This window comes from Selenomonas sp. oral taxon 920 (assembly GCF_001717585.1).
In the GTDB taxonomy this organism is placed as follows: Bacteria; Bacillota; Negativicutes; order Selenomonadales; family Selenomonadaceae; genus Centipeda.
Map to the genome: position 1 here is coordinate 686,086 of NZ_CP017042.1, position 16,962 is coordinate 703,047.

Sequence of the window (16,962 nt, forward strand, 5' to 3'; positions counted from 1 at the left end):
ATGGCAGCAGTCATCTACAGCTGGATGGTCGTCGCATACGGCATACTCGTGAAGGGCGGGAAGTATGCACTCGCGCCTGAGGACAATACGAAGAACCTGCCCGTTGTACCTGAGCCTTACCGCGAAAAGGTCGCGGAATGGGTTGTCACACACACCGCAGGATAAGACAGCGTGCACAGCAGCCGTCATAACGTATGGCGGCTTTTTGTATGTGTAGAAAGGAGATAACATATGGATTTTATGCCGGTTATTCAGCGTCTTACGGAGGGATGGGGCACAAAGGTGGGACTGTCCATCGCCATCACCATCGCCTACGAAGATCATGCACAGATTTTCGTGGCATTTGTTGCACTGGTCTGTCTTGACCTCGCGACAAAGTGGTTATCGCTCTCGCGGCAACATCTCGTTGATACGGGTGCAGATCAGCCGTCCTTGTGGCAAGCCTTTCGGAACGTGAGAAAAGCCCGTCGTGCGGGCTATATCAAGAGTGACATCATGCGCAAGCGTTTTGTGCCGAAGATCCTCACCTACATCGGCGTCGTCTCTGCGGCGTTGATGCTTGACTTTATTCTGGTGAAGGCACACGCGCCCGCGTTTGCCGCGACACTTGTCATTGGGTATCTCTCGCTCACCGAGTTCATATCCATCCTCGAAAATATGCAGAGTTCGGGGATTGACGAGGCGGGGGCACTTGTCGAAATGGCACGCCGCAAAGGCGGCATTGGAAAAGGAGGGAATGACAAATGAAAGTATTTTTGAATCCCGGGCATGACCTTGTGCATGACAGCGGTGCAGTGAGCCCCATCACAGGCCTGCGTGAGTGTGACGTGGCGGCGGCGGTCGGAGAACTCGTAAAAGGCTACCTCGAAGCCGTCGGCTATGAGGTGCGCATGTGGCAGAGCGATAACCTCAACTGGGACAGCGACTATGCAGATCGGCAGGACTGCTCCGTGTGTGACTGCGCCAATCAGTGGACAGCGGATATCTTTGTGTCCATCCACTGCAACAGCGCGGGGAATACAAGCGCACAGGGCACGGAGACGCTCGTGCACAACCTCGGCGGCCGCGCCGAACGTCTCGCCGACTGCATCCAGCGGCAGATCGTTGATAGTCTCGGCACAGTGGATCGCGGTCTGAAAGAGCGTCCCGGGCTTACCGTACTGCGTGCGACGGACATGCCCGCCGTCCTCGTGGAGCTTGCCTTTATCAGCAACGAGGAGGATGAAGCGTTGCTGAGAGACAGACAGGATGATTTCGCACGCGCCATTGCACGCGGGGTGACCGATTACGCATAACACGGAGGGGAGGTGTAAACCATGCTTGACCGGGTCAAACAGAAGGTGAGGGAGCACAAAACAGCCCTGCTGGTGATCCTGTGTCTCCTGCTTGTCGGCATTGCGTACGCCATTGGTCGGAACTCTGCAGATCAGACGGCGGCGGAAAAGCCCGCCGTCATGACGCAGGAGCAGACGCAGGATACCGCAGCACTGCGGGCGCAGCTCGACATCTCACGCGCCAACGCACAGGCACTCCAAAAGCGCCTCGCAGAGGCACAGGCGGGACAGCGTGCACCTACGGTGACGTACCATGTCAGCGCACCTACCGTCGAGCGTGCTGCGCAGGTGGTAGAGCGGCAGATCAGGACGGACGACCCGACGCTGCCAAAGGCGGCGAGGGAGAAATCCGATCGTACGGTCGTTACGCCGATCACAAAGGATAAGGACGGCAAAGACCTCCCCGCGGAGGAGCAGAAAGTCGACGTATACAAGATCAACCTCCGAAAAGATCATCGAATCAAGGCGGGGGCATCCGTCATTGACGGCAAGGCACTCATGTCGATCGGTTACGAGCAGGGACGCTTTGAGGCTCTTGCTCACTTCGACGGCTCCCGCTACAAGGGCGCGACGGTAACATACAATATCATAGAGTGGTAATTCATCGCCCCGGGGCTACGGCTCTGGGGCTTATTTTTTTATGCCTCCAAAATATAACCATAAAAATGAAAAAATATGTATATATACTATTGACAAGTATGTATATACCTGCTATAATATAATCAAGATAAAGGTCAAGGGCGAAAGCCAAAAGAAAGAGGAGGAAATCAAAATGAAATTCGAGCATGACTGCGCACATGAGAACGGAAAGCGCTTCGTCCTTATGCAGGAGGCCTACATCGATGGACCCGCAGACTCTCGCGGGTATTACGTCGCCGACGCGTTCTGCCCCGATGATGAGGCAGATGAGGACGGGTTTATCCCCGTATACGAAGTATTCTGGGATATCCTCGACGACTACGACCCTGAGTGGTGTGAAGAGGACGGGGCTTGCGATTGGGGAATAGTCGCAGACTACCGAGTATGTAACTCCTTGCACGAGGAGTGCAAGGAGGACTACAAGGATTACATTGGCGGGGCACCACGGTTTCCGCAGTGCTTGCATTCTTGAAGTGGCGTAAAGAAGAGGGAGGGGCACAAGCCCCTCCCGTTACCTAAAGGAGGATATCAAACATGGTTGACTGGAATAAAGTTCCGAGCGAGGCTGTTGATGTGGTTTTCGCGCAGGAGAATCGCCGTCTCCTTGCTGAGCTGGAACGGGAAGAGCCGCAGAACTGCCGTGATACCATCGCGTGGGCGGACAGTTTCGCAGGGAAGTATGAATCACCTGAGCAGGAGCGATATGTAACGCTGATGCGCAAGAGCGCAGAACTCCGACTCAAAGAAAGAGGATTGCAAGCATAAGGAGGAGATCAAAATGGCAAAAACAAAACAGGTGTATATGAACGAACCGCTCATTGCACTTGAATCCACGATGAAGGAAAATGGCGGAAGCTTTTCCGCCCGTCTCGGCGAGATCGTCGAGCGGTATCAAATGATGCTCGACCTCGAAACCCTGCCAGAGTTTTCGGAGAATGAGTTGTTGATTCTTGGAGAGGCAATCTGCGGCAGCGTAATCGACCGCCGCAAGATTCGCGGACTACATCTCGATGTTTTGGACACGGCAATAGGAACAAAGGAGGAGCGCAATGCCCTGAGCAGGAAGGTCGAGGAAATGACCGTGGGGCAGCGCCTCAAATTGATTGAGACATTGGGACAATGAAAAAAATAGAACATCGCTGTATGGCGTGTGGAGCCTCATTTATTGGGGCGCCGCATGCCTTGTTTTGCCCAGATTGTAAAATAGAGCGTAGGAGAGAATCTGTCCGAAAGCATAAAGCCAAGAAAAGGGCGGAGAACGAAAAAATACCTGAGCCGTGCAGAGTGTGTGGTGGCGTAATCCCTGCAGGGAGTGCACGAAGAAAATATTGCTCTCTCCGATGTAGCAACATCGCGAAAGCTTACCAATCGTCAGCGTCGTCTTATCGTGGGCGCAGAGTGCAAACGCCTCCCGAATGGGACGAGTGGATGGAGAGATATGGGATTACCACAAGCCCCGTACACGAGATTACCCCTGTGAAAGTTGTACCGCTTACCAGGATAGACGGGAAACTCCTGCGAGAATTAAGGCGTGGAAAGAAACTGACGCAAAAAGAGGTAGCCGATCAGCTTGGTGTTTCCCGGTCAGCATACCAAAACTATGAACTCGGGCAGCTTAAAGATGTGGGGAGAATCGAGAGGCTCGCCTACTTCTTCGATATCCCTGTTGATAAGCTCATACGAAAAGACCCACCTGCAAAAGGAATCAATCTAGTGCATGATATCGCCAGTGATATCGAAATGGACGGAGTGATCTTTAGAGGGAAAACGTATAAACTAAACGAGGAGGAACGACGACGACTACAAGAACTTTTGGACACATTTTTTCGGCAGTTTGATTAGTAAGATAGAGGGGACAGCGTATCGTACGCCGCCCCCTCTATTTTTCTTTGTCTACAATTTGCCTACAAAATACCATGATTCGCCTTTCTGAATAGCTATTTCGTCTTTGTGTAAAAATATCGGTGTTATTCCTGTGAGGCGTTGCTATTGTGGGGGGGGTGCAAGTTTGTTGTTTTGCTTGCTATATCGTCTCCTTGCACGAGGGGGCATTCTATCACAAAGAGACGGATTTCACAAATAAGAATGATCGCATCCAAAGAAAAATCCCCGCAGATTTGCGGGGATAAGATGTTCGCGGTCACTCCACATAGATGCGTGAGACGTGCTTTGAGACGAGGCAGAGCACCTCATAGCTGATCGTATTCGCGAGGCGGGCGAGATCGTCCGCCGTCAGCGTCTCCGAACCAAAGAGTGTTACGCGGTCGCCGAGCTTCGCCTCGGGGATGTCCGTAATGTCGATCATGCACTGATCCATGCAGATGCGTCCCGCGATCGGCGCGCGTTTGCCGCGGACCTCCACGCAGCCGCCCGCATATGCGCGCAGATAGCCGTCTGCATAGCCGACTGAGATCGTCGCGATTCGGCTCTCGCGCTGTGCGATAAAATTCCGTCCGTATCCGATGGACGTGCCGGGAGGAATCGTCTTGATGTAAACAATGCGCGCGCAGAACTTCATCGCTGGACGCAGATGAAGCGGGCGCGTCACTTCGTCCGACGGCCAGAGCCCGTACTGCAGGATGCCCGCACGCACCATGTCGAAGTGTACATCCGGCAGATCGAGGATCGCTGCGGACTCTGCGATGTGGCGAATTGGAATCGCAATCCCTGCTGCCGCAACCGCATCGCACGCCTCCTGAAAACGGCGGATCTGCTCCATCGTATAGGTTTTGTCCGTGATATCTGCGAGTGCAAAATGAGAGAAAATCCCCTCAAGCTCAATCCCCGGCAGTGCCGTGACCGCACGCGCAAAGGCGGCGGCTTCTGCAGGGTGAACGCCGATGCGCCCGAGTCCCGTATCGACAGCGAGATGGACCTTGACCCGCTTGCCCTGTGCGACCGCCTCCGCTGAGAGTGCCTGCACGAGATCGAGACGGCAGACCGTCTGTGTGAGGTCTGCATCTACGATGTCGAAGGAGCTGTCCGGCTTCGTGAGACCGAGGATGAGCAGCGGCGTTGTAAAGCCTGCCTCACGCAGCTTCATCGCCTCGGAGATCGTCGCGACCGCGAGATACTCCGCACCCGCCGCGATCGCCTTGCGCGCAACGGCAATTGCGCCGTGTCCGTAGGCATCTGCCTTGACCACGGCGCAGAGCTTTGCATCGGGGCGCGTATGTCTGCGAATTTCTCTATAGTTGTGGGCAATCGCCCCAAGGTCAATCTCGACCCACGCCGCACGACTGGGCATCGGGCACTTCCTTTCGAATCATTCTACATCCTAATTTATTTAGCGTTCCCATTTTAGCGTATGCAGTACATTTATGCAACCGTCTTTCTTCGACAAAGGCGAGTGTGTAATTCCCAATAGAAAACAGCCCGTCCGACGGACGGGCTGCAAAGCAATGGTTGTGCAAGCGAGTTATTTTCTTTGCCAGCAGCGATGCGAAGGTGCATAGCTGCTGTAGAAGAAATACCCGAGAACCATCAGGACGATGAACGTGATGTTCGTTACGAGGGAGAGTGCCCAGATCAGATAGAGGCAGACAGCCATACCGATCGGAGCGAGCACGTAGAGCATCGGGAACGTGAACGTACGCGGCAGATCGGGGGAGTTGCGGCGGAGCGCAATCAGACCGACAAAGACGATGAAGAATGCCGCGAGAACACCGGTGTTCGCAAGCTCGACGATGTAGAGCATCGGGACGCAGCCTGCGATGAAGGCAATGATGACGGAGCCCACGAGAGTGATGAAGTACGGTGTGCCGTATTTCGGATGGATGTTCGCCATTGCCTTCGGAAGGAAGCCGTCACGCGACATTGCATAGAAGACGCGTGCCTGACCGAAGATGTAAACGATGAGGGTCGTGATCATACCGAAGAGGATACCGACCGTAACGAGGTTTGCAAATCCCGGGTAGCCAATGAGGCGGAGGCAGTATGCCACCGGGTCGGCACGGTCGAGATCCGTGTAGTTGACCGTGCCTGTGAGGACGAACGCCACGACGGAGTAAATGCAGAGGCAGACAAAGACCGAGGCGATGATGCCGATCGGGAGACTCTTCTCCGGCGTCTTGCACTCCTCGGCGGAGGTTGCGACCGTATCGAATCCCATGAAGGAGAAGAACACGACCGCTGCGCCGGTCATGATGCCGGCAGCACCGAACGGGAGGAACGGATCCATATTCTTTGCGATGTCCATATGGGGCGTTGTTACGACGATGTACCCGACAATCGCGCACAGCGTGAGCGAGATGAGGATCGCATTGAGGCGCGAGCTCTCCTTTGTACCGTGGGCAAGAATGCCGCCGATGAGGAGGGTGATAATGACAGCGGGGAGGTTGATGATGCCGCCCTCCGGCGCCGTTGTAAGGAGCGCCTTCGGTATCTCCATCCCGAGGGACGCCATCATCCCTGAGAAGTACGCGGAGAAACCGACGGCGACCGCACTCGCGGTAACGATGTAGCCGATGATCAGCGACCATCCGCACAGGAACGCCATGCCCTCACCGAGGGAGGCAAACGTGTAGGCGTACGCGCTGCCCGCAGCAGGGATCAGCGATGCAAGCTCGGCGTAGGCAAGTCCGACGAGCATACAGAGGAGACCTGCGGCAACGAAAGATAGTACAATACCGGGACCTGCGTAGCGAGCGGCGCCGATACCGGTCAGGACGAACACGCCCGAGCCGATGATGCCGCCGATTCCAAGGAAGGTAAGGTCAACGGTGCTCAGCGTGCGTTTCATTCCGCTGCCTTCGCGCTGTGCACTGAAGTCCTCCAGTGTTTTCTTCGCAAAAAACATACAAAGACCTCCAAGCCTTTCTTTTCGAATTCTTTTAAGAAAAGGGGCTGTTTCACAGCGCATATGGAAGCATATGGGAGTGAAACAGCCCCTCAGCAGTCAGAGAAAAGAATTACTTAAGGAACTCATCGATAGGCTTGAAGGGAAGGTTCAGAGCCTTTGCGACCGCCTCGTTCGTGAGGTGACCATCGATGGTGTTGAGACCATACTTGAGTCCGGGCACCTGCTGGAGAGCAGCCTTATAGCCCTTCGTTGCGATGTCAACCGCATAGGAAATCGTCGCGTTCGTGATACCGAGCGTGGACGTGCGGGAAACAGCGCCCGGGATGTTTGCAACGGAGTAGTGGACAACGCCGTGCTTCTCGAACGTCGGGTTCTCATGCGTCGTGCAGTGATCGCAGGTTTCGATGGAGCCGCCCTGGTCGATTGCAACGTCGACGACAACAGAGCCCTTCTTCATCGTCTTGATCATCTCTTCGGTGACGAGGATCGGGGTACGAGCGCCCGGGATGAGAACGGAGCCGACGAGGAGGTCTGCTTCCTTGACCCACTTAGCGATGTTGTAGCTCGAGGAGTACTCGGTGACGATACGTCCGCCGAAGATGTCATCGAGCTCACGGAGACGCTCGATTGAGAGATCGATCACCGTGACGCGTGCGCCGAGACCGACAGCGATCTTCGCCGCATTCGTGCCGACGTTGCCGCCGCCGATGATGACAACCTGACCAGCCGAGACACCTGCGATACCACCGAGCAGAACGCCGCTGCCGCCGTAACGGCTCTCAAGGAACTGTGCACCGATCTGAACGGACATACGGCCTGCAATCTCACTCATCGGAGCAAGCAGGGGGAGTCCGCGGCCATTCTTGCCGAGAACCGTCTCGTAGGCAATGCCGACAACCTTCTTCTTGAGGAGAGCCTGGGTGAGATGGGGCTCAGCTGCGAGATGGAGGTAGGTGAAGAGGATCTGTCCCTCATGGAAGAGGTCATACTCGGATTCAAGCGGCTCCTTTACCTTAACAATCATTTCAGAGCGATCAAACAGAGCCTTCTTGTCCGAGACGACCTCAGCGCCGACAGCCTTGTAATCGGCATCCGTGAAGCCGCTGCCAACACCGGCGCCCTCTTCGATGAGAACCGTGTGACCAGCACGGCGCATCGCCTCGACACCCGAAGGGGTCATACCGACGCGGAACTCATTGTTCTTGATTTCCTTCGAAACGCCAACAATCATGTTTTTTCCTCCTACTACAGATAGATAAAAAATACAGAAGGTTTGAAACGGCTAGGGAGAATTTCTAAAGGTATACCCTATTTGGGATTTTAATATAATTCAGACACTTTTGTCAAGTAGTAAAAGTAATTTTTTTAAGCCGAAGTGCTCGTTCATCCCCGTAACACCAGATAGAACAAGCAAATACAAGCATTCCTTAAATTTATAAAAATTATGCTCTCATTGGCATACCCTATATTATTTTATGAAAATACGACGAAAAAGCCATCTGCACGAAAAAATATCAGATGGCTTTCTGCTTGTATTATATTATTCCTCCGTCTCACGGCGTGCGATGATGGCGTCGATCTCGCGCTGCTGCTGCATCTCGATTCTCTTTTGGATGAAGATGTTCGGGATGGAGACGCCGACGACGATGGCGAGGATGATGGTGAGTCCGTTGACGCCGAAGCGGAGAGCCTCCAGGAGTTCTTCGACGGAGATGGTCTGGATGTGCAGGACGGCAAAGAGGAGGCGATAGAGGAGAACGCAGGGGACGAGTGGAATGACGGGCGGAATGATGAGCAGGGTGTTCGGCGTGTGGACGATGTGGATGACCTTGAGGGCGGCGATGCCGACGACGGCAGCGGCGGCAAATGAACCGATGGCCTGCGGCAGACCAAACTCGAGCATGAGGACGTTGCGGATCAGCATGGTGATGATTCCCTCGACGGCGACAATGGCAAGCAGCTTTTTTGGGGTATTGAACATGATGGAGAAGCCGCCCGCAGCGAGTGCCGCCGCAATCGCCTGATTGAGGTAGGTGTCCGTTGGCTGAATGTGTACGTCGGAGATGTTGTGCACGCCCGCGACCAGGATCGCGAAGGCAATGCCGAAGGTCATGCCGCCGATGATGAGCATGGTGTCCATCCCGCGCGTCATGCCGGAGGTGGTGAAGCGATTGAGCATATCGCTCGCGGCGTTGACGGACGGGAAACCCGGCATGAGGAAAATGGTGCACGCGACGAGCGCGTACCACATGGTGCCGAGTCCGAGCACCATCGGGATCACCCATGCGCAGAGCGTGGCGACGAAGCCTGTAATCATGGCGCAGGCGTATGGATTGAACGCGTAGCGCGTGCTCGTACGGTGTGCGATAAATCCTGCGAGCGCGGCGATGGTGGCAATGAGTGCCTCGAACCAGCTGCCGCCGAAGAGCTTGCATGAGCCGCCTGAGCCGACGGCAGCACCGAGTGCAATGACCCAGCTCGGATAGCAGAGTGGGCGTTGACGGATGCGCGCGATAGCGTTCTCGATGGGCTGTATGGGGGTGTTGCCGCGCAGAACACGCCATGTGAGCTTGCTGACGGCGGCAATGACCGCGAGGTTGACGCCATGCCGTACACATTTGCGGAACTGGGTGAAGGAGCGCTCGCCGTCGCTGACGCAGAGCATGAGCGTTGTATAGGTGACGTGCGACTGGATCTGCTCGGTGGGAATGCGCAGGTGAACGGCGGTGCGCGTCATGTCGCGCACGATGCGTGCACAGTCTGCGCCGTTCTCCATCAGTGTCTGCCCAATGTCGAGCAGGATCTTCATCTTGCGGTTCAGCATTTTGTTGCTGTCTTTTGCCGCACTTTGTATGAGTTCATTTTCCATGGGGATCACGATCTGCCTTTCAGTTTTTCTAAAATTTTTCTCATTATAGCACAGCGTGGGTCAGGGGGAAATGCCGACAGACTGTTATCCGTAGTTTTTCTCAATGAAAAAGACCGCCGTGCGGCGGCCTTGCGGAAAATCTTCCTCAGCACTTGATGCCTGAACCCTTGCGTGCGTAGAAGAACCATGTAATAACGATGGTCAGCACGGTGAAGCCGATGAGGAAGTAGAATGCGGGAATAACGCTGCCCTGTGATGCGTACGACCAACCGAAGAGCTTCGGGATGAAGAACGCACCGTATGCCGCGATTGCCGCTGTGAAGCCCGTGACGAGCGAGGCGTGGACGGGATTGTCAAAGACAAACGGAATCATGCGGAAGGACGCGGCGTTGATGAAGCCGGTCGAGAAGAAGAGAACAAGGAACGCGCCGAAGAAGAGACCGAAGTTGTGTGTCTGAATGCCCGTGACCGTAACAATGCACGCGACAAGCATGAGAAGCAGCGAGTAAAACGTGACCTTCGAGCCGCTGTTGACCTTGTCCGAGACCCAGCCGCCGATGGGGCGTACGCCCGCGCCGATGAACGGTCCGAGGAACGCCGCATAGGCAAACGAGACCTCGGGGAACTCGCGGTTGACGAGGAGCGCGAGAGCAGCGGAGTAGCCGATGAATGAGCCGAAGCCGCAGGTGTAGATGACCGTGATCAGCCATGTGTGCTTGTTGCCGAAGATCGACATCATGCTGCGCGGACTCTGCTTCGGAATGGGAAGGTTATCCATGAACATCCATACGAGAACGAGGGTCAGTGCCGTCGGAATCGCCCAGAAGTAGCAGACGTTTTGAATGTAGACCTCCTTGCCTGCCGCATTGATCAGCGGATCGCCGAAGAGTCCGCCGAAGCTCGCACCGAGGAGCATGGGGGCAGTCAGATAGATGAGTGAAACGCCGAGGTTGCCGATGCCGGCGTTGATGCCGAGGGCAAGTCCCTTCTGCGACTTTGGAAAGAAGAAGCCGATATTCGCCATCGAGGACGAGAAGTTTGCGCCCGCAATTCCGATGCCTGCGACGAGTACGACAAAGGTGTCATAGGTCGTCGTGGTGTCGGTGAGAGCACTCCCGAGTCCGAGCAGGGGGATGAGGAGCAGGGCGGTCGAGATGAACGTCCAGTTGCGCCCGCCGAGGATGGCGGGGAGGTAGGTGTAGATGAGGCGTCCCGTCGCACCGACGAGTCCCGGCAGTGCCGCCAGCGTGAAGATCTCGTTGTCCGTAAAGTGAAAGCCGATCTGGTTGAGCTGTGCGGCGATCGTTGCCCACATCGTCCACGCCACGAAAGCGAGGGTCAGCGCCCACGTCGAAGTGTAGAGGTTCTGCTTGGCGATGCGCTCGCCCCAACGTTTCCAGAAGGTTTCGTTCTCCGGATCCCAATGCGCGAGGATATCGCGCCGTGACGGGTTCTCGCCGAGTACGGCGAGCGTGTCCTGACTTGCCATGTACATCTCTCCCCATAGTGAATGATAGTTTTTTTATATGTGCATTATAGTGAAAAAATTTTGCTTTGGCTGTGACCGATGTCACATAATTTTCTAAGCGTTTTCGTGTAGGATTAGAAATAATGAAAAAATGATGTGGAGGATGGAGGTGGAACACAATGGACCAGGAGGCCCTTATTGCGGAGATGGTATCGATTCCGGGCAAGATGATCTCACTGCACGACGGCGCGTATCTCTTTCGCGAGGGGACGACGGCACGTTATTTCTACATCGTGCGTTCGGGGCATATCTTTATTGTAAAATACGGAGCCTCGGGGCGCGTACTCTCGCTGCGGCTGGCGACGCGCGGGAGTCTCATCGGAGAGCTGCCGCTCTACGAGGAGGAGCCGACGTACATCTTCAGCGCGGTTGCGCGCAGTGCAGCCGAGGTCTACGCGATCGAGTTCCCCGTCCTGCAGGCGTACTTGGAGAAACATCCGCATCTGTCCATCACACTGCTAAAACTCCTCGGCATGCATATGCGCAAGCAGCATCTGAAGTTCCGTGATCTCGTGCTCTACGGCAAGAAGGGGGCGCTCTACTCAACACTCATCCGCCTCGCAAACAGCTATGGGATGGAGACGGAAGAGGGGATCCTGATCTCCGTGCCTCTGACGAATCAGGAGCTGGCGAACTATTCCGCGTCGGCACGTGAGAGCCTCAACCGCATGCTTGCCGATCTCAAAAAGCGCGGTGTGATCGAGATGCGCGGACACCTCATCCTCATCAAGGATATTGACTTCCTAAAGGAAGAGATTCACTGCGAGAACTGCGGCAGGGAGATCTGCAATATCGAATAGAAAAAGCGCCCACACAGGGCGCTTTTTCTATGCAAGGGGGACAGCAACGTACTTTTGCTCACCCAATCGGTACCGCGCGCGTCCCGCCGTAAGATCGGTCAGCGCGCGCTGATACAGCTCAATATCGCCTGTCGGAATGAGCAGGGCAAGCGTCACTTTGTCCACATAGTCTGCTTCTTCCGTCTGCAAGGCTGCGTCACGTACACAGCGCTCGACAGCGGCGAGGAGGTCGTAGTCGATCTGCACGTACATCGTATGCAGCGGTGTCATGCGCACCTTTGCCGCTGCATCAATGCCGAGCCCTGCCGCGTGCGCATAGGCACGGATGAGCCCGCCCGCTCCGAGTTTGATGCCGCCGAAGTAACGGACGACGGCGACAGCGGCATTCGTCACGCCGCGCGCCTTGACCGCCTCGAGGATGGGGCTGCCCGCCGTGCCGCCCGGCTCTCCATCGTCGCTTGAGCGCTGGCGGTCGGCACGCTCGCCGAATACCATGGCGTAGGGAATGTGGCGTGCTTCGTAGTGCGTCTTTTTTATCGTTTGCAGCCATGGGCGCACCTCCTCCTCATCCTCCGCATGAATGGCGTAGGCAAGGAAGCGTGAACGCTGAATCTCGTACGAAACAGGGGAGACACCGCCCTCCGGTATCTCCCCTGTGATGGTTGTATAGGGTTCCATCGTCATTTGTTCTTGCGGTTGAAGTAGTCGATGACGCTTGCATCGAGCAGGACATAGGTCGGTCCCGTGCTCGCCGTCAGTTCGCCCGCCTGAAAGATGGGGCAGACGTAGCCGCGTCCGCCGAGGAAGTAGTTCGTCGGCACTTCGTGCACAGATTTCTCCGGCTGGATCGGGGTGTTGCGCCCCTGCTCGTTGTAGAGATGTCCGTTCACCGCCTCAGCGTCAAGATCGGTCGGCGTAATGTGGACGAAGAAGGCAAGCGGCAGACGCTGCCCGGTCTTCTTATAGTAAACATATCCGTAGTCGCGGCGCGTCGGCTGGTTCGCACGCAGATCGTAGCGCAGATCCGTGAACGTCACGGAGAGGAAGTTCTCGTCGTCGAGATGCACGCGGTAGCCGAGTTCTCCGCGATAGAATGCACCGCTCTCGTATGCCGCGCGAACACTCCCGGCAAGCGCTGCGATGTCGGCGTTGATGGGATCTGCGACGACACCGTCCGCCGCCGTGAGAACAGGGTAGGCGATGGAGAGGTTCGTTGTTGACTCCCGATGTTCGGTGACGGCTGCCGCCGCGGTACCCGAGACTGTGATGACGAGGGTGAGGGCGAGCAGCAAGGCTCTGAATTTCATAATAAAAGCTCCTCCTTTGTATACGTTGGTAAGATGATAATAAAAATTTGCGGCTTTGTCAAATAAATCGTAGTAATTCGTGCGTTCTTGTAGTATGATGAGAATGCATTTTTATGTAATGAAAATCGGGCAGGAAGGTTGTGTTAGAAAGCCCATGGGCGAATCGACAATGAAACGAAAGCTGAAGCACAGGCATCTTCAGTTTATCTCTCTCGGCGGCGTCATTGGGAGCGGTTACTTCCTCGGAACGGGCTATGTGCTCGAGCAGGCAGGACCTGCCGCCATGATCGCCTATCTCCTTGGAGGACTGATCGTCCTCGCAGTCATGCTCTGCCTCGCGGAGCTCGCGGTCGAAAAACCGCTCTCCGGTTCCTTTGTCGTCTACGCGCGCGAGAACATTTCTGCGACGTGGGCATGTGGCGTCGGCTGGTCGTACTGGGTGACATGGGTCTCCTATGTGCCCTCGGAGATGATCGCCGCCGGCATCATTATGAACGGCTTCTTCCCCGAGATCGGGACGGTCTGGTGGGCGGTGTTTTTCGGCGGCATCGTCACTATCCTCAATCTGTTTCGTGTCGATAAATTCGGCGAGAGCGAGTTCTGGCTCTCGCTCATCAAGGTCACTGCGCTCGTGGCGTTCAGCGCGGTCGCCCTCCTCATCTGCCTCGGGCTGATCGGCGGAGAGGGCTACATCGGTTCGCGTATTCTTCTCGGCAGCGGCGGCTTTGCGCCCAACGGTTATGCGAGCATTGCCCTCACGATGGTCATTATCCTCGTCAACTTTCAGGGGACGGAGATCATCGGGCTTGCGGCAGGGGAGACTGCCGATCCTGCGCGCAGCATCCCGACGGCGGTGCGCAACGTGACGTGGCGGATCATTGCCCTCTACATCATTCCGATTACGCTGCTCATTTCGATCCTGCCGTGGGATCACGCCTCGCTCACGGAGAGCGTCTTTGCAGCGGCGCTCGCCGAGCACGGCTTCACGGAGCTTGCCGCGCTCTTCTCCTTCGTTGTACTGACGGCGGCGATCTCCTGCTCAAACTCGGGGCTCTACGGCGCGGCTCGTACGGTGCACGCACTCGCGACGATGGGGATGGCGCCGCACATGCTGGAGGGACTCAGCAGCAAGGGCGTACCCTCACGTGCGATCTACGCCTCCATCGTCTTCTGCTGGGGGGTTATTGCGGTCTATGCGATGAATCCACACGGACAACTCTATACCTATCTGCTCGCACTTTCGGGTTTCTCGGGCGCGATGGCGTGGATATCGATCTGTTGGAGCCAGTATCGCCGCCGCCGCAGGCTTGAGGCGGAGAATGCGGTATCCCTGCTGCGCTATCGTATGCCGCTCTTTCCCTATGTGACGCTCTTTGGGATCTGGGCGCAGGTACTCTGCCTCGCATTCATGATCTTCACACCGGAACTGCGGTCGGCGCTCTACCTCGGCGTTCCGATGCTCGTTGTCCCGATGATTCTCTATAGATTCTTGCGGTGTGAATAAAGGCGTGTTATAATTGCATTAAAGTGCCTTTGCGGATAGGGAGGTAAATTATGTTTGGACTGTTTGGGAATAAGAAAAAGGAAGAGGTCTCACTTGCGGATCGGATTAAGGCGAAGCCTCTTGCGGCAGATCCGCAGCAGCGTGAGGAGAGCGTGAAGGCGCGCGCCCCGTTTGCGGGTCTGGGAACGGTGGGGGGCAGCGATATGAAGTCCGTCTACCTCTCGCGCAGTGAACTTACGGCAGAGCGCCTGCGCGAGCTTTATGACGTGCCGGGTGGTCCTGCCATCGTCCTCGGCTTTATCTCGGCAGATCTCTCGATGGATGATGTTGCACGTGCCGTGCAGTCCGTTTCTCCGCCGGATGTGAAATTCTTGCTCATGACGACCTGCGGTGAGCTGACGCATACGGCAGACACGCGCTCTTACTATATGGAGGCAGGAGACGGGCGAGCAAGGGTGCTCCTGCAGGTGTTCAGCAAGCGCATGATCGCACAGACCTACATGATGACGCTGCCGCTGCACAACGAAGATATGAAGCGCGGTGAGGTGACGCTCACCCCCGCTGAGCGCGTGGCGAGGATCGCTGCCGATGTGCGTGCCGAACGCATTCCGTTCCCCGTGCGCTTCGATGATACCTTTGCATTCGTCTATGTGGACGGCGTGAGCGCGTGCGAGTCCTTTGTTCTGCGGGCACTCTACGACGCAGAGAGTCTGCCCTGTCCGTACATCGGCGGCAGTGCAGGCGGCGCACTCGACTTCTCCCACACCTATATCTACAATGGCAGAGAGGTGCTCGAGAATCATGCCGTCGTGCTCGTCGTAAAACTTGCGGGCGACTACCGCTACTCCGTGTTTAAGACACAGGCGGCGGAGGAGACGGGTGAGAAATGGACGGTCATCGGCTCGGATACGACGTTCCGCACAGTGGAAACCGTTGCGAATGCAGAGGGGCGCCCTGTTCCTCTCACAGACGTCCTGATGGACTATCTGCACGTATCGGATATTGCAGCGCTCACGGACGCGCTGGCGGACTATACCTTTGCCACGCACGTCGGCAACCAGTTCTATATCCGTTCGCTGCAGCGCATCGACGAAGCCGCGAAGCGCATGCATTTTTTCTGTGACATCACGGCGGGCGAGGAACTGTATCTCATGCGCCGCGCGAAATTCCTCGAAACGTTGAAGTCGGACTACGCCGGCTTTGCGAAGGGGAAGCCGGCACCGATCGGCGTTGTGATGAACGACTGCATCCTGCGCCGTCTGACCTTTGCGGGGGAACTTGCGGGTGCTGATCTCTTTGACGGCATGCCCATCGCCGGCTACTCAGCACTCGGCGAGATTGCGGGCATGCACATCAATGAGACGCTGACGGCAATCTTTTTCTATCAGATCTCCGGCGGCTCATTCTACGATGGTTATATGGACCGATTCCCCTCGGTCTATGCACTTTGCCAGAAATCTTTCCTTGAACATGACATTGCACGTTTGCAGATCGTCGACAGGCTCAAGGATGGCATCATGGGCGAGTTCAATGCCTACCGCAGCGAGATATCGGGGATGACGAAGATGATGGCACAGATCGGCAAGAGCGCAGAGAGTGTTTCGGTGCTGATCGACAAGCTGAGCGGTGGTCTCGGCGGACAGGGCGATATGACCAAGGAGCTGCTGGGGCGCAACGCAGAGATTACACCGAAGCTCGAACGGCTCACGGAGAGCACGAAGAAGATCGAGCAGGTCATGAACATGATCACGGAGATTTCGGCGCAGATCAACCTTCTCGCGCTCAACGCTGCGATCGAGGCGGCGCGCGCGGGCGAGATGGGGCGCGGCTTTGCTGTCGTCGCAGGTGAAGTGCGCAAGCTTTCCGAGAACACGCGTGAGCGTCTCGAGGCATCCGATGAGGCGATCAGTGAGCTGCTGCGCGACGTGCAGGAGATCGATCAGATGCTTGCGACCAATCAGGCATTCGAGGATCAGATTGAGACATTTGAGCATGGATTTGACGATCGGATTCATGATCTGAAGAAGAATCTGGACGATGGTCTCAGCGCAATCCGTCGCTCGACCACATCCATCGACCGTGTCGCAGAACGGAGCACGCAGCTGAACCGCCGCTTCGACGAACTCGATGCGGTGCTCCACTCCATACGGTAAAAACGAGCATAGAAAAAGCGCGGTGGG

At 56.1% G+C, this 16,962-nt stretch carries 18 protein-coding genes; 11 read left to right on the plus strand and 7 right to left on the minus strand.

Annotation, left to right across the window (positions count from 1 at the left end; all coding sequences use genetic code 11):
• The 8 genes from BCS37_RS11980 (at position 1) to BCS37_RS12050 (ending at position 3,815) form a co-directional block, all read left to right on the plus strand.
• The gene (locus tag BCS37_RS11980; protein WP_107528583.1) at positions 1 to 165 is read left to right on the plus strand and encodes a CD1375 family protein; all 165 of its coding nucleotides are present in this window, start codon (positions 1 to 3) and stop codon (positions 163 to 165) included.
• A gap of 66 nt (positions 166 to 231) precedes the next feature.
• Complete coding sequence (locus BCS37_RS03155) at positions 232 to 747, plus strand: phage holin family protein (protein ID WP_069180120.1); 516 nt, start codon at positions 232 to 234, stop codon at positions 745 to 747.
• Complete coding sequence (locus BCS37_RS03160) at positions 744 to 1,295, plus strand: N-acetylmuramoyl-L-alanine amidase family protein (protein WP_069180121.1); 552 nt, start codon at positions 744 to 746, stop codon at positions 1,293 to 1,295. The genes BCS37_RS03155 and BCS37_RS03160 overlap by 4 nt, the downstream gene beginning before the upstream one ends.
• Positions 1,296 to 1,316: 21 nt before the next feature.
• Complete coding sequence (locus BCS37_RS03165) at positions 1,317 to 1,934, plus strand: glycoprotease (RefSeq protein WP_069180122.1); 618 nt, start codon at positions 1,317 to 1,319, stop codon at positions 1,932 to 1,934.
• A gap of 172 nt (positions 1,935 to 2,106) precedes the next feature.
• Positions 2,107 to 2,445: a hypothetical protein gene (locus BCS37_RS03175; RefSeq protein WP_069180124.1), complete on the plus strand. Its 339-nt coding sequence runs from the start codon at positions 2,107 to 2,109 to the stop codon at positions 2,443 to 2,445.
• 62 nt (positions 2,446 to 2,507) lie between these two features.
• Positions 2,508 to 2,738 (plus strand): hypothetical protein, encoded by a 231-nt coding sequence (locus BCS37_RS03180; protein ID WP_069180125.1) that lies wholly within the window; start codon positions 2,508 to 2,510, stop codon positions 2,736 to 2,738.
• Between the two features lie 13 nt (positions 2,739 to 2,751).
• The gene (locus BCS37_RS03185; RefSeq protein ID WP_069180126.1) at positions 2,752 to 3,096 is read left to right on the plus strand and encodes a hypothetical protein; all 345 of its coding nucleotides are present in this window, start codon (positions 2,752 to 2,754) and stop codon (positions 3,094 to 3,096) included.
• Positions 3,097 to 3,401: 305 nt separating this feature from the next.
• Entirely contained in the window at positions 3,402 to 3,815 is a 414-nt protein-coding gene (locus tag BCS37_RS12050; protein ID WP_069180127.1) for a helix-turn-helix domain-containing protein, read from the plus strand.
• Between the two features lie 298 nt (positions 3,816 to 4,113).
• On the opposite strand, the gene alr is transcribed toward BCS37_RS12050, so the two are convergent.
• The 5 genes from alr to BCS37_RS03215 form a co-directional block, all read right to left on the minus strand.
• The gene (alr, locus tag BCS37_RS03195; RefSeq protein ID WP_069180128.1) at positions 4,114 to 5,220 is read right to left on the minus strand and encodes an alanine racemase; all 1,107 of its coding nucleotides are present in this window, start codon (positions 5,218 to 5,220) and stop codon (positions 4,114 to 4,116) included.
• A gap of 171 nt (positions 5,221 to 5,391) precedes the next feature.
• The gene (locus tag BCS37_RS03200) at positions 5,392 to 6,771 is read right to left on the minus strand and encodes an amino acid permease (protein ID WP_069180129.1); all 1,380 of its coding nucleotides are present in this window, start codon (positions 6,769 to 6,771) and stop codon (positions 5,392 to 5,394) included.
• 112 nt (positions 6,772 to 6,883) lie between these two features.
• Positions 6,884 to 8,005 (minus strand): alanine dehydrogenase, encoded by a 1,122-nt coding sequence (ald, locus tag BCS37_RS03205; RefSeq protein ID WP_069180130.1) that lies wholly within the window; start codon positions 8,003 to 8,005, stop codon positions 6,884 to 6,886.
• Between the two features lie 309 nt (positions 8,006 to 8,314).
• A complete protein-coding gene (locus tag BCS37_RS03210; RefSeq protein WP_069180131.1) occupies positions 8,315 to 9,643 on the minus strand; it encodes a threonine/serine ThrE exporter family protein in 1,329 nt (442 codons plus the stop codon).
• Positions 9,644 to 9,788: 145 nt separating this feature from the next.
• Positions 9,789 to 11,132 carry an MFS transporter gene (locus BCS37_RS03215; RefSeq protein WP_442984005.1) on the minus strand — a complete coding sequence of 448 codons (1,344 nt, stop codon included), beginning with the start codon at positions 11,130 to 11,132 and terminating at the stop codon, positions 9,789 to 9,791.
• A gap of 158 nt (positions 11,133 to 11,290) precedes the next feature.
• Here BCS37_RS03215 and BCS37_RS03220 point away from each other — a divergent pair, with 158 nt between their 5' ends.
• Positions 11,291 to 11,971: a Crp/Fnr family transcriptional regulator gene (locus BCS37_RS03220; protein WP_069180133.1), complete on the plus strand. Its 681-nt coding sequence runs from the start codon at positions 11,291 to 11,293 to the stop codon at positions 11,969 to 11,971.
• A gap of 27 nt (positions 11,972 to 11,998) precedes the next feature.
• Here the strand turns inward: BCS37_RS03220 and BCS37_RS03225 are convergent, their stop codons facing one another.
• Together BCS37_RS03225 and BCS37_RS03230 are read right to left on the minus strand one after the other, a co-directional pair.
• Positions 11,999 to 12,655, minus strand: a complete 657-nt coding sequence (locus BCS37_RS03225) for an IMPACT family protein (protein WP_069180134.1) — start codon at positions 12,653 to 12,655, stop codon at positions 11,999 to 12,001.
• Entirely contained in the window at positions 12,652 to 13,278 is a 627-nt protein-coding gene (locus tag BCS37_RS03230) for a hypothetical protein (protein WP_069180135.1), read from the minus strand. The genes BCS37_RS03225 and BCS37_RS03230 overlap by 4 nt, the downstream gene beginning before the upstream one ends.
• A gap of 154 nt (positions 13,279 to 13,432) precedes the next feature.
• On the opposite strand from BCS37_RS03230, the gene BCS37_RS03235 reads away from it, so the two are divergent.
• The gene (locus tag BCS37_RS03235) at positions 13,433 to 14,782 is read left to right on the plus strand and encodes an amino acid permease (RefSeq protein ID WP_069180136.1); all 1,350 of its coding nucleotides are present in this window, start codon (positions 13,433 to 13,435) and stop codon (positions 14,780 to 14,782) included.
• A gap of 50 nt (positions 14,783 to 14,832) precedes the next feature.
• Positions 14,833 to 16,935 carry a methyl-accepting chemotaxis protein gene (locus BCS37_RS03240; RefSeq protein ID WP_069180137.1) on the plus strand — a complete coding sequence of 701 codons (2,103 nt, stop codon included), beginning with the start codon at positions 14,833 to 14,835 and terminating at the stop codon, positions 16,933 to 16,935.
• Positions 16,936 to 16,962 lie beyond the last annotated feature (27 nt).